The organism is Legionella rubrilucens (assembly GCF_001468125.1).
Lineage (GTDB): Bacteria > Pseudomonadota > Gammaproteobacteria > Legionellales > Legionellaceae > Legionella_C > Legionella_C rubrilucens.
The window spans coordinates 414,715-428,315 of sequence record NZ_LNYT01000007.1 but is presented as its reverse complement, the minus strand read 5'-3'; the positions used below and the strand labels follow the sequence as shown (position 1 = coordinate 428,315).

Below are 13,601 nucleotides of genomic sequence, written 5' to 3'. Positions count from 1 at the left end.
TGTAGCGAATGGATAAGCAACGAACCTGTATTTTTCAAAGACAGCCAGCCTGCGCACACCGGGTTTCTCCACTCAATGAAAAGGTATCCATAGTTCACTACAATCCGCTTGCCGTCAAGCCGCTTTTTTACGTCTTGAAGTTTGCGAATACCGAAAGGTAAGCTATTATCACCCGTTTTAATCGGTTATTGCTCATTATGAATATTCACGACACGGTCATCAGCACACTTGCGCCCTTAATTGATCCTTTTTCCGGGCAGAGCCTGGAACAACTCGGCTTTGCAGCGGATATTGTCCCTGAGCAGTCCAAATTAAGCATTGCACTGACTGCCGGCTTTCCAACCCTGCCCCTTCAAGACGCCTTGCTGTTGAAAATCAATCAGGAACTGGCCCGGGTTTTTCCTGATACTGTTATCGACACGCATCTTGATACTTTTATTCGCGCACACCGCACCCAATTACCCGGACGGGGGTTACGCGGCGTCAAAAACACCATCGCCATTGCATCCGGTAAAGGAGGAGTGGGTAAATCCACCGTGGCAGTGAATCTCGCTGCCGCCCTGTCCCGTGCCGGCGCACGTGTGGGTATTCTCGATGCCGACATTTATGGTCCCAGCATCCCCATGATGCTGGGTGGACACCATGACGTGGCCATCAAGGACGAACGCTACGTCCCGGTCAGCGCCCACGGTCTTCAGGCCATGTCCATCGGTTACCTGACGGACAGTGAGGAGGCATTAATCTGGCGAGGCCCTATGCTTGCCAAATCCCTGCTGCAGATGCTGGATATCACCGCCTGGGATGAACTGGATTATCTCTTCATTGATTTACCGCCAGGCACCGGCGATATCCAGTTAAGTCTGGTTCAGAAAATTCCCCTCACCGCGGCCATCGTGGTCACCACACCGCAGACGATTGCCACGCTGGATGCGCAAAAAGCGATAAAAATGTTTGAAAAAACCGCCATTGACGTGTTGGGTCTGGTGGAAAACATGTCCCTGCACCGTTGCAGTGCATGCGGCCATCAGGAAGCCATTTTTGGCGAGGGCGGCGCACAGGAATTAAGCGAAAAATTCAATATCCCCCTGTTAGGTCAACTGCCTTTAAACAGCGAGATTCGACACCTTGCCGATGCCGGCTCGCCTATTGCCCTGCAAGCCAGTGAAACGGGTCAATTATTCACCAAAACCGCCATGCAGGCCGCCATCGCTCTGGCCAAAAAACCGCTCAATTACGCTGACAAATTCCCTCCCATTGTGGTTGAGTAATTTCACCCTTTCCGCGAAGGCGGGAAACCATGGTTCGTGCCACAGAGGAAATGGATCCCCCGCCTGCGCGGGGGATGACAGTTGAGGGATCGGGATGGCAGTTGAGAGATCGGGGATGACAATAAGAGACCGTGATGGCAGTCGAGATTAGGAATGGCCATTGAACGGTTGAGGGGGGCAGTTATGCCGGGATGACCCGTGAGAAACAGAGACGCCACCTTAACAGTCCTCAACCCCTGTCTTTCCCGCGAAGGCGGGAAACCATGGTTCGTGCCACAGAGGAATGGATCCCCCGCCTGCGCGGGGGATGACAGTTGAGGGATCGGGATGGCAGTTGAGAGATCGGGGATGACAATAAGACGCCGTGATGGCAGTCGAGATTAGGAATGGCCATTGAAAGGTTGAGGGCAGTTATGCCGGGATGACCCGTGAGAAACAGAGACGCCACCTTAACAGTCCTCAACCCCTGTCTTTCCCGCGAAGGCGGGAAACCATGGTTCGTGCCACAGAGGAATGGATAAAAGGGCAGTGAGGCTTTGACGGGTTCTTTAAGTGTTGACCCAAAATCACCTTTTTTATGGTAAAATAGCCAGTTAAATGAACCCTGAAGTGATGGACAATGACTGAAAATTACACAGCTGAAGCGATTGAAGTTTTAAGTGGTCTTGAACCGGTACAACGCCGTCCGGGAATGTACACGGATACTTCTCGTCCCAATCATCTGGCTCAGGAAGTCATTGATAACAGTGTCGATGAAGTCATTGCCGGCCATGCCACGTCCATTATCGTTACCCTTTTTGAAGACGGCTCCGTCCAGGTTGAAGACAATGGCCGCGGCATGCCGGTGGATTTACATCCGCAGCTGGGATTAAGCGGGGTGGAGGTCATCATGACCCGCCTGCATGCGGGCGGTAAATTTTCTGACAAAAATTACAGCTTTTCCGGTGGCTTGCACGGGGTCGGCGTTTCCGTGGTCAATGCCCTTTCGGAACGGGTCGAAGTTACCATTAAACGCAATGGCATTGTCTATTACATGACGTTTGCCAATGGCGACAAGCAGCAGGAACTCAATGAAATCGGTACCACTAAAAAACGGGACACCGGCACCATTATTCGTTTCTGGCCCAATGCCAACTATTTTGACACCACCCGCATTTCAGTCAAACAGTTAATGCATGTCCTGCGTGCCAAGGCCGTTCTGTGCTCCGGGCTGTCGATGACCTTTATTAATCAGGCCACCAAAGAAGAAACGCACTGGTGTTATGAAAAAGGCCTTACCGATTATTTAACCCAGGCCCTGCCGGCCGAGTATTTCCCTGAGGAACCCTTTACCGGCGAATTCAGCAGCGACGAAGGCACCGTGGATTGGGCCTTGGCCTGGTGTCTGGATACAACCTCTGCCAGCCTGAGTGAAAGTTACGTCAATTTAATTCCCACAGCCCAGGGGGGTACTCATGTCAATGGCCTTCGTTCCGGCCTCTTTGATGCCATGGCTGCCTTTTGCGAACTGCGCAATCTGTTGCCCCGGGGCGTTAAGCTCACAGCAGATGACTTATGGGAACCCTGCCAGTATGTTTTGTCCATCAAAATGAAAGAACCGCAATTTGCCGGACAAACCAAGGAGCGTTTAAGTTCCCGCCAAACCGCCGCCTTTGTCAGCAACGTGGTCCGCGATGCCTTCGCCCTCTGGCTAAACCAGCATCGCAGCCAGGGCGAGCAAATTGCTGCTTTAGCCATTGAGCGCGCTCATAAACGCTTAAAGCAAGCCAAGCAAGTCGCGCGCAAACGCGTCAGTCAGGGCCCTGCCCTGCCTGGGAAACTGGCGGATTGCCTGCAGCAGGATTTAAGCCAGGCCGAATTGTTTTTAGTTGAAGGGGATTCCGCCGGCGGTTCTGCCAAGCAGGCGCGCAACAAAGATTATCAGGCAATTCTGCCCCTGCGCGGCAAGATTCTCAACTCCTGGGAAGTGGAATCCAGTCAGGTCCTGGCCTCTCAGGAAATTCACGATATTTCCGTCGCCATTGGCGTCGATCCCGGCTCCGATGATTTAACCGGCCTTCGTTATGGCAAAATCTGCATTCTTGCCGATGCCGATTCCGACGGCGCCCACATCGCTACCTTAATCTGCGCCCTTTTCCTGCGTCATTTTAAACCTCTGGTGGAAGCAGGGCATGTCTATGTCGCCATGCCGCCACTCTACCGTATTGATCAGGGAAAAACCGTACACTATGCCCTGGATGATGAAGAAAAAGAGAAAATCCTGGCCCATTTGGGTAAAAACAACAAAGGCAAGCCCAATGTCCAACGTTTTAAAGGCTTAGGCGAAATGAATCCCATGCAGCTTCGCGAAACCACCATGGATCCTGACACACGCCGTCTGGTGCAATTAACCCTGGAAGACGAAGAAGCCACCATGTCCTTGATGGACATGATGCTGGCAAAAAAACGCGCCGCCGACCGCAAAACCTGGCTGGAAACCAAGGGCAATCTGGCAGAGGTTTAAGCCCTCTCTAGGCTGTCAGGGCTTTGACAGCTTCGTTGTACAAGTCCTTGTACAAATCCACCGTGGTTTGATCGCGTCGACCGATGCCAAAAAAGCCCCAGGTGGTCACGCGCTTATGTTCTAATTCATCGCGGATAGTGGCCATGCACTGTTTATAAACCTGGAACGATAAATGTAAATTATCCCCGGTGAGAAAGCTTGCTAAAAATTCTTCAATGGCATAGGCCGATTTCGCATAAACCTTCTCCTTGACCTTGATGCCGCCACCATGGCATTGGAAGGCATGGCGGTTAATTTTATTGACCATCCCCTGCAAAGCCACCGTGTAATGATCTGATTTTTTGGCAGTCACAGGAGCCGGAGCAACATCCACCTCTGTCTTCTGCACATTTTGCGGCTTCTGTTGATTAGCATAGCCCGGCAACTGACGTCGAATGTCATGTAGTTAGGAGAATAAAAACACCTCGATAGCTAAGTTTTTTTGAGCAAAATAATGCTGCAACTGCGCTTGATGAGTCGGTGTATCAGTCGCCACCATGGCAATATCCGGCCCCAGACACAAGGGTTTTGATGCGCGGTATTCGTGAAAATGATGACTGAACGGCGTCATTTTTTCATCATTGGCCGCCACCAGAATTATGGGAAACGGCATGGGATAATCACAAGGGGTAAAATGCCGCAATTATACAATAAAATGGACAGTTTGAAAATTGCTTGCTCACAAGGTCGGGTTCTGCTCCTCAGAGATCAACTAAACTTAACATAACCCCTATCCTGGATAACAAGGAAAAAAATGGACACGCTTTTTGGCTGGGAAGGCCTCCTGGATTATGGACTTTATCTTCGCGCGGTGATTATCACCCTTTATGCCATCCTGCTGTTCCGCACCACGTCTTCACGTCTGTACGGGCAGCACTCTGCGCTGGATTTTATTATTTTTATCATCCTTGGCGCCATTCTCGGGGAAGCCATTGTCAATAATATTCCCATGCTCGCCTCCATGATTGCCTGTGCCTTAATTGTCGTCATCCATCGCTTTTTAGCTTTTCTCACGTACAGAAACCACCGCATCGGCAAATACATCAAGGGTGAAAAAATCTGCCTCATTAAAAACGGCCGCTTTGTCCAAAAAAACTTGCGCTGCTGCCGCATCACGCGTAATGACATCGAGCAGGCCCTGCGGCTTCAGCATGGCACCCAGAAACTCGGCGAAATCAAAGAAGCCATTTTAGAACGCGGCGGGCAAATTTCATTCATTCTGAAACATTCGCCCAAAGCGTGAGTGTCAACGCATGACTCGAGTTAAGCCGTGCTGACGCCCTTTCCTGCTTATAATCCAGGAGCATGTCTCGCGGTCTCCGATACGTCCTTTTCTTCATCCGCTGAAAAAATCACATCAGCGAATTCGTCCGCTTCATTGTCTGTTTCCTTTGAATCGCTGGTATTTTCAAAAGGACGCGGTTTGAATGCATCGCTGTTTAATAATTCCATCATTTTACTCATCAGGGATGTGCATTCATTAAGGGAGTTTTGTATATCCTTGATAAAATTCAAAGACAACGGCTCGTCAAAAACAAACAAGGATTTTGCGAACGGATTTGATTTACTGAGTTCCCTGATTTCATCCGACAACTGCTTGCATCGGGCTTGGTCTTTTCTGGCAGCTTTTGTCGGAATCTGGGTTTTTTTAAGCTGCTCAGTTAAAAGCAAGGCTTCATCCTTTTTCTTGATAATCGATAACGTATTCTTAAGCAGGGAAATGACTTCCGTCCTAAATGCCTCATAATTTAACTGACTTAAATCCACCTCATTAATAAATTGTTTAAACCCCTCTTCCCATTGAGAAGCCTGATGTAGACTGGCAGTTAATTGATTCGGTTTTAAGCGCTGTAGAAGAGGCTGGGCAGCAAAATCCAATTGCGCCAGCAAGGAGGTTATGCCTGGGTCTTTTTGAAGCTTAACGATCATTTCATTCTTATACAACGTTTCAAACGCCGATTCATTCGTACGGAGTTTTTTCAAACTCGGCGTTAATTTCATGCTTTGCAACAGTTGGATGTCCTTGGTAAATTTCTCAATAACACCATGGATTAGCATTTTTTCTGTGCTGTCTGCCTTACCGCCATTCAGATAGTTTTCCAGCAGGCTAACCATGGATTTTAAAAAGACCAGTGAGTCGATGGTCTTGTCCCGGTTAGCAAGCAACGATTGCTTAAGCGGATGCGCGTTGCCAATTAAAACAGGCAGGATAACGGGCTTGCCCTGTTCATCCACCTCGAGCAGCGATTGGCCGTTTTGAATCAGGCGTGAAAAACAACCGCTCATGTTTTTATGACTGCTTAAAGCGATGCAGGCCTGCATCGCGGACGAAAAGGTTTGTTTACCGACAGTGATGGTCTGATGACTGACATCCATATCGGCATGAGACACCACAAAATCCAGAAGCGCTTCTTTTTCCAATTGCAGAGCCAGCGCCAGGTAAACGGGCGTTAAGCGGTGGTAAAAAGAGGGCATGTCTTTGGCTAAATCCAACTGTCCCCCGATGACTAAACGTTTAAAGAGTACGTCGCCTTTTGAAAAGACCTTCATCCTTAACTCTTCAAGCGTCTTCAAGCAGGTCCAGTCGACCTGATCACCATGAATGAGATTGAACTCGGCAATACGCTGCAATAGGGCCTCTATTTTTTTAATCTGTTGGGGTATTGCGTCGTTATCATTCAATGCTCGCCAGTGATCCTGGATTGTTGCAAAATCGTCTAAATGGCTTACAGAAGGGGTTTGTTCAGCCTTGCCTGAGTCGTTGCGGCTGTCTTTTGGCAAAAACATCTCAGGATCTTCTGGCGAATCGATCATTTCGTCCACTTCCACGTCGGGGGCTTCCGATTTCATTGTCTGCGAAGACGGCTTTATCGGTTCCTTCAACGCTTTTTTCATGACTTCAAGGAAACGATGCTCTTTCGACAGGGCTTTGCTTTTGACCAACAACAGCAACTGGGTCGATAATTCAAAGGCCGCATCAACAAGGGATTGCGTTTCTTTTGCCTTCATCTGATCATTAAATAAGACTTTCTCCAGCTCAACCATGTGGCTGTCGTATTTTTCACGTAATGCGTTAATGCGCTCATGCTGTTGCTTTTTTAAACCGTTAATGATCGGATTGGTCCATTGCATGGCCAAGGCTGTGAATGATTTTTCCTGTGAAGCGCAATTGACGGGTTCACCGTCAGTATCTGGTAAATACTTTTCCAGAGTCGGATTCCTTGTTAATTGATTATTGCCATCAAAATGAACATGCAAGCAATACTTCACGCCCTTTTCGTCATCAAAATAAGCCGTGTAATGGTATTGGCTCAGATTGGGGTTGTCCTTGCTTTGATTGGCATACACGCTGACGTGATGATCCGTGAGTAACAGAAATCCCTGATCGCGAGCAACTCTGATTTTCTCTTTCGTGGGCAAGGAAACAAGATAATAATCTGTGCTGTTACTGTTCTTTTTTAATACAAATTCTTTCCCGGCATCAGGATTGCTTTGTTTCAGGTAGGTTATAAAATTAAACAGGGTATTTTTGGGCATTTTGGTTTTAAAATTAGAAAATTTGACCAAATATATCTAAAAAAAACCTCAATGGAAAGCTTTAATTCATCTTGATTGATTTAACGCTAAATAATTTCTCAGGGATGAATCGATGACTCAGGCGACTTATTGTCTTCCTGTAGAGCATGTAAACGCTCTTTCATTGACGCAAAGCGTTCACGGAAAGCCTGACGGCTCTTGCCCAGCTCCACGGGTTTAAAGGCCGAAAAGATGGCTTCTATCCGTCGGACAATGGGATTGGAATGCGACAGTCTTGCCAGTGCCGTTTCCGTGGCTGTAACATGATTGGCCATAAATTGTTGTTGATCCGTTTTCAATTCGTAATTATCAACCAGTTCTTTTTGCGCAATCCGCAGTGTTTCAATGTTTTTCTGATCCCCTTTGGATAATTTTTTCCCGGCTTTTTGCTGAATCCGATCAATTTCTTCGGCATAGTAATTATGCAGAATGTGCACATTATTTTTGAAGTTATTTTCAACCAGGGGCTTCATGTGGATTTGATGAATGGTCGTGTTGACCCGCTCCATCTCCCGGCGGTTAAATGTCTGTAGATATTCAGCCAAAGCCGCTTTTTGCTTTCTTACTTCCTCATAATTGTAGGAAGCGAGAGCTTTTTTAATCGCCATCAATGTGTCAGATAATTGTTTATCACTGACAATTTTTTCCGCACTACTGAGGATTTCCTGCAATTTTTTATCATAAAAGCCCTGATTGAAGGTCCCCTTGTTTTTGGTCACGCGTTCAGGATCCAAATCCTTCAATGCATTCACTACATTATCAAGATAGGTCAGTTCCTTAACGACCGCGACAGGATTGCCTTTGGCGATTTCCTGTTTCAGTTCATGAAGCAAGGTATCTGGCTCCACCTTCCCGGGGTAATGATAGCTTTTATCAGACAGCGCCTCGTCCTTTATATACGCCAGATAGTCATAACCGGCAAATACTTTAGCCGTGCTATCGTTGAGTTGGGCACCCCGTTGAAAATTTTCCCGCTTATCCGCTTCTTCATTGAATAGCTCCCCTTCAAGCCGATAAGCAACTCCTATGCCTCTTTCTTTTAAAGTTTGCAGTATGGGTAACGCTTTCTTTTTATAATCAAAGTCACCTTCGGCGGCATTCAGAACCCAGGAACCATCCGTTTTGGCACTCGCATCGATGAGTAGGTGCGCTCTCAAAACCTGAACTAAAACAGCCTCCTGGTTTTGAAAACGGGAAAATAAATCGTCCACTTTCTCCTTCACCTGGTTGAGTTTTTTTTCATATACCGCTTTCTGACTCTCCCGTTGGGGTAAAGCAAAAAAATCATTTTCTATTTTTTTCTTTTCGAGTTGCAGAGTAAAATATTGCCGCAGCAAAGGATGGGTTGTTGGAGCAGCAAGGAGTTCACGCAAAGCGTGTTCATGTTTGGGTTCAGAAGCCAATTGTTCCAGTAAACTGAATCGCTCCAGATCAGCCTGGGGTGACAATGCCATGACTCTCTCCATTGCTCTCAATAATCTGAGTATAGGTTATTCCATGCTGATCTGAATGTTCTTTTGCAGCGTAACATTGTCCAGGACTTCCCGGGCTCTTTTTTCATCCAATGTTCCCTGCCATTTGGCAATGATTAAGGTGGAAATGCTGTTGCCAATGACATTGGTCAGCGCGCGCCCATCGGACATGAAGCGGTCAATCCCGAGGATCAGCACAATTCCGGCCACCGGCACGTGCCCCACAGCCGCCAATGAGCTGGCTAACACGATAAAGCCGCTGCCAGCCACACCAGCGGCCCCCTTGGAACTGACAATCATCACCGCAAGCAGCGACAGTTGCTGCCAGACGCTTAAATCGGTATTGGTAGCCTGGGCAATAAACAGTGCGGCGAGCGTCAGGTAAATGGCCGTTCCATCAAGATTAAACGAATACCCTAGAGGCAGGACCAGACCCACGGTTGATTTTTTGCAGCCCAGTTTTTCCAGTTTTTCGAGAAGATTGGGTAGCACGGTTTCGGACGACGAAGTGCCAAGAACGATCAGCAATTCGGTTTTGATGTAGGCTAAGAGTTTAAACACACTCATCCGGCAATAGAGCTTTAGAATAAGGCCTAAAACACCCACCACAAACACGAGACAGGTCACGTAAAAACAAAGCAGCAGCCCCATCATGTTCAGCAGGGGTTTCAAACCGTATTTTCCGATGGTAAAGGCCATGGCAGCAAACGCGGCGATGGGAGCCAGGTGCATCACCAGATGAATGATTTTAAAAAAAATTCGCGCAAGCACCTGCACGCCGTCCAACACGATGTTTCCCTCTTTACCCACCATGATTAAACCAATGGCAAACAACATCGCTACCAGCAAAACCTGCAGAATTTCCCCATCGACAAAAGCACTGATGAAAGTTTGAGGAATAATGTTTAACAAAAAATCACTTGGGGTGGCCGCCGTCGTCGCTTTACCAAGGTAGGGTTGCGCCGTTTTGATATCCAGCGTGGCCGGATCAATATTCAACCCGGCGCCGGGTTGCACCAAATCACCGACGAGCAACCCCACCACCAGGGCAAAAGCCGTGGTGACAATGAAATACACCAGGGCGGCCCCCCCGACTTTGCCCACAGTCTCTAAGTTATTCATCGCCGCGATGCCTGAGACCAACGATAAAAAAATGATGGGCGCAATCAGCATCTTGATGAGTTTAATGAAGGCATCGGATAAGGGTTTCAGGGAGGAGGCGGCCTCCGGCAGGCAAAAGCCAAGAAGGATGCCGAGAAGAATACCAAGAAGGACCTGCACATATAATGGTTTTATATAGTTCATCAAACTCTCTCAAGTTGATCAAACTGCGGTCTTATAGTCCACTATAGGCGAAGTTACATCCAAGGTAAACCACCGTTTTTGTCCATGGCATTGATTTGCTGGTATGATGGCAGGCATTGCACTCATCAGGAGACTACGCACAATGAATTTAAGGACCCTTGCTTGCAGTTGTTTGTTTGTTTCGCCGCTTTTTGCCGCCCCCCATTTTGTGGAAGAAGCACCGTCAACCCAAAGTCATTATCAGATCGATGGCAAAGCCCTCTGTGAAACCGCCAAGCAGACGCTGGCCTATTTAAACCACGACCCCAGTTACGATCCGCAGGTACTGCATGAAGGACAGGTTTTACCGATTCCCATGTGGCGAATCAAAGCCACCCTGGTTTTTATCTGCAAACATCAAGCTGAACTCAGTGATCCCGAGTTCGTTAAAAAACAGTTTGAATTTGTCCGCTGGCTGCCTGATGTGAAACATGCCCGCCGTTACCGCAGTAAAGCCAAATTACGCGGCATCCCTGACAATCAGATTGTTATGACGGAATATTATGTGCATCTGGCCAAAGCCTCGGCCAAACCGACGCCATTGACCCCTTATGCCATCCACGGACTTCCTGCGGATGAGCAATACCTGACTCTGGAAGAGGCCAATGCCAAACCTAAACTGACTCGCTTTCAATACGGTAAACAAGCCATTCTTGCCGGGGCCTTAAAGGGTAAAAAAGTACCGGTTCTTGCTTATGTCAGCCGTGCCGATCTCGAAGCCGCCCTGCTGCAGGGCACCCTCGTGGCTGATTTTGGTAATGGCAAACCCCGCTATTTTAATGTGCACCGCAATAACAACATCCCCTACGATACGGTTAAAAAACCCGAAGATCAGGAGCGTTACTGGTATTTTAAAGAAGTAGACGGTGTTAAAGGGTACGGTAAAGACGCTGATCACAAGATCACGGTCAATTACGAAGTTACGTTTGCTGCCGATCTGGCGCAATTTGGCCTTGGAAAATTGCTGCTGATTCAATACCACGATAAACGGGGTAATGACATCACCCGCATGGGCATCATGGCCGACACTGGCGGTGCTTTTGCCGATAATCTCTACCAGATTGATTTTTTAACGGGCGCCTACACCGGAAAAGACACCTTTTATCAAGCCAATCACAACCTTCCTGACTATGTGAATGCCTATTTCATGGTACTTAAAAGCAAGGAAAAAACAGAGAAAAAAACCTTAGCCGGCCTGTTTAAGCGGGATTCGGATCACCATTTCAACAATGACACGATGTTTGAGTAATTGTCTGTCCACAGGATGCTTTCATTCTCGGTGACAAAACGCCAGCCGCCCCGGTTCATCAAGGACCGGGCCAACGGTTCGTTGGCCGTCAGCAAGACCCATTCGGAAGGAAATTTCCCTGCTTTCGCATCCCCGGGATAAAGTGCATGCAGCACAATTAAATCAAGTGCGCGGCCTATGCCGTTTAACACCGGTAACAATCTTAAATGACGATTGCTGATATTAACCAGAATAATCCCCTCTTTATTGAGCTTGCGCTGATACAATAAAAAGGCTTCCCGGGTCAGCAGGTGAGTCGGGATTGCATCGGATGAAAAGGCATCAATAATCACTAAATCAGCCTGATGATCCGCTTTTTGCCCAAGGACTCGCCGCCCGTCCCCTTCGCTCAGGGAAATGCGGGGCGGACAATCCCTTAAGTAAGTGAAATAACGGGTATCGTTGGCAATGCCAATCACCTGTGCATCGATATCAATGATATCCACTGCATCACTGGGTCTGAACTGGCAGGTCAACATGCCCGTCCCAAGACCGACTAAAAGGGTCTGTAATGAAGGCTCCCTGGCCTGCAGGACTTTAAGCACCGGCTGCACCGGGGCATAGTAAGCCATCGAACCACTGCTCACGCTTAAGGCTCCCGGAGACTGGAAACCATGAACGGTACTCTGGCTTAACAGTGCATAGACGCCTGACATGAACGTCACCTGCTTCACGCCATAGAAATTACGCTGCAAATCCAAAGCGGGCAACAGTTTAAACCAGGGGCTGAATAGAAAAAGAAACAACACCGCGAGGCTCGCAAACAAATTGATTTTCTCTTTACCATTGACAATAATGACCACCAAAACCCCCATCTCCACCACCCGATTAGCCCGGATCCAGGCATACCAGGGATAGGCGCTTAAAAAATAATTGGCCGTCAAGACGAAAACCAAGACAAAGGGCATCCAGGTAAAACGCCGGCTGACCGCTAATGGAATACAAAGCGTTGCAAAAACAAACGTGATGGGATACTCATAGGCGCCATTGAACAGTCGCGGCGCTAACAGCCCATTAAACAGGCCCGCCAATACGCCGCCCAATGCCAGACAGAAATAAAAACTGGTCAGGCGGTCAGCCGGCGGCCGCAGCCGCACCAGTTCGCCATGACACAAAAGAGCGAACATCATAAAACAGGCTAAATGAAAAGCAATCAACTGCCAGGCGGATAACAGGTTAGCGCCAAAAATAAACCCGACAACTGGAAAAATAATAAACATCAAACTGTTGCGAACCAGCCAATCCTGCGGAATCAAGGGTTTTTTGGCAAACGTCATGACAAACGAGAGCAGGTACAAGGCGAGTGGAATGACCCAGAACAAGGGCGTGGAGGCAATGTCGGTCGAAATGTAAAAAGTCACACCCAGCATCAGGCTGCAGGGAATAAAACTATAGCCTATCCATAAGCCTTTGGTTTGCCAGCCAACCGGCGCCGATTGATGACGGCCAGTCAAGGCAGGTTGACGGTAAGGCAGGCATAAAATGATTGCCAAGAGAAAGCAGTAGCCCCCAAACAAATAATTCCAATAGGCGAATTGCTGTTTCAGGCCAATCCATCGCTCAATGAGCCAGGGGTAGCTTAAAAGAGCCGACAGACTGCCGATGTTACTGGCCACGTATAAAAAATAAGGATCATGCGCCTGTTTGCCGCGGCTTAAGCTGTAGGCAAACTGCAAAAGAGGCGCAGAAGCCGCGACCATCAGCAGGGGCAGGCCCAGTTGGCCAATCAAATCACGCAGAATACCCAGATCAGGCGCATCAGCGGCCTGGGTGGGAATGAGAGTTAACGGCAGAAAAAGCAGGGCTATCGCCACGACACCAGCATGCACAAACCGCCAGTACCTGCCGCAAAAATAACTGAGTACCCAGGCATACCCATAGGCGATCAACAAGAGAAATTGAAAAAAAAGCATGCAGACTGTCCACACGGCTGGCGTGCCGCCATACACGGGAAGCAGCATTTTTGCCACCATGGGTTGGATAGCAAACAGCAAGACAGCGCTTGCAAACAAGCTTAAAGAAAAAAGAATGTGAATCACAACTCATGGCCTGCCTGCGTTCTGCTGATTGGGAAACCAGCAGAACGTCGATTGGTATTATTCTTATCTGGC

The 13,601-nt window shown here is 48.2% G+C and carries 10 protein-coding genes; 4 read left to right on the top strand and 6 right to left on the bottom strand.

Annotated features, from left to right (window positions below):
• Positions 1–197 precede the first annotated feature (197 nt).
• Positions 198–1,268, top strand: a complete 1,071-nt coding sequence (gene apbC / locus Lrub_RS05580; RefSeq protein ID WP_058531185.1) for an iron-sulfur cluster carrier protein ApbC — start codon at positions 198–200, stop codon at positions 1,266–1,268.
• Positions 1,269–1,887: 619 nt separating this feature from the next.
• Positions 1,888–3,771: a DNA topoisomerase IV subunit B gene (gene parE / locus Lrub_RS05575; protein ID WP_058531184.1), complete on the top strand. Its 1,884-nt coding sequence runs from the start codon at positions 1,888–1,890 to the stop codon at positions 3,769–3,771.
• 7 nt (positions 3,772–3,778) lie between these two features.
• On the opposite strand, the gene Lrub_RS05570 is transcribed toward parE, so the two are convergent.
• Both Lrub_RS05570 and Lrub_RS05565 read right to left on the bottom strand, forming a co-directional pair.
• Positions 3,779–4,195, bottom strand: a complete 417-nt coding sequence (locus tag Lrub_RS05570) for a hypothetical protein (RefSeq protein WP_058531183.1) — start codon at positions 4,193–4,195, stop codon at positions 3,779–3,781.
• Positions 4,196–4,216: 21 nt separating this feature from the next.
• Positions 4,217–4,423 (bottom strand): hypothetical protein, encoded by a 207-nt coding sequence (locus Lrub_RS05565; protein WP_058531182.1) that lies wholly within the window; start codon positions 4,421–4,423, stop codon positions 4,217–4,219.
• A gap of 141 nt (positions 4,424–4,564) precedes the next feature.
• On the opposite strand from Lrub_RS05565, the gene Lrub_RS05560 reads away from it, so the two are divergent.
• On the top strand, positions 4,565–5,053 hold the full coding sequence (locus Lrub_RS05560) for a DUF421 domain-containing protein (protein ID WP_058531181.1): 489 nt from the start codon (positions 4,565–4,567) through the stop codon (positions 5,051–5,053).
• Between the two features lie 47 nt (positions 5,054–5,100).
• On the opposite strand, the gene Lrub_RS05555 is transcribed toward Lrub_RS05560, so the two are convergent.
• From Lrub_RS05555 to dctA, 3 genes are all read right to left on the bottom strand, one after another.
• Entirely contained in the window at positions 5,101–7,347 is a 2,247-nt protein-coding gene (locus tag Lrub_RS05555; RefSeq protein WP_133134011.1) for a hypothetical protein, read from the bottom strand.
• Positions 7,348–7,445: 98 nt separating this feature from the next.
• Positions 7,446–8,840: a hypothetical protein gene (locus tag Lrub_RS05550; RefSeq protein WP_058531179.1), complete on the bottom strand. Its 1,395-nt coding sequence runs from the start codon at positions 8,838–8,840 to the stop codon at positions 7,446–7,448.
• Positions 8,841–8,876: 36 nt separating this feature from the next.
• Positions 8,877–10,163 (bottom strand): C4-dicarboxylate transporter DctA, encoded by a 1,287-nt coding sequence (gene dctA, locus Lrub_RS05545; RefSeq protein ID WP_058531178.1) that lies wholly within the window; start codon positions 10,161–10,163, stop codon positions 8,877–8,879.
• Between the two features lie 142 nt (positions 10,164–10,305).
• Here dctA and Lrub_RS05540 point away from each other — a divergent pair, with 142 nt between their 5' ends.
• Entirely contained in the window at positions 10,306–11,451 is a 1,146-nt protein-coding gene (locus tag Lrub_RS05540; protein ID WP_065235718.1) for a hypothetical protein, read from the top strand.
• Here Lrub_RS05540 and Lrub_RS05535 read toward each other — a convergent pair.
• Positions 11,418–13,529: a spermidine synthase gene (locus Lrub_RS05535; protein ID WP_058531177.1), complete on the bottom strand. Its 2,112-nt coding sequence runs from the start codon at positions 13,527–13,529 to the stop codon at positions 11,418–11,420. The genes Lrub_RS05540 and Lrub_RS05535 overlap by 34 nt on opposite strands.
• Between the last annotated feature and the right edge of the window lie 72 nt (positions 13,530–13,601).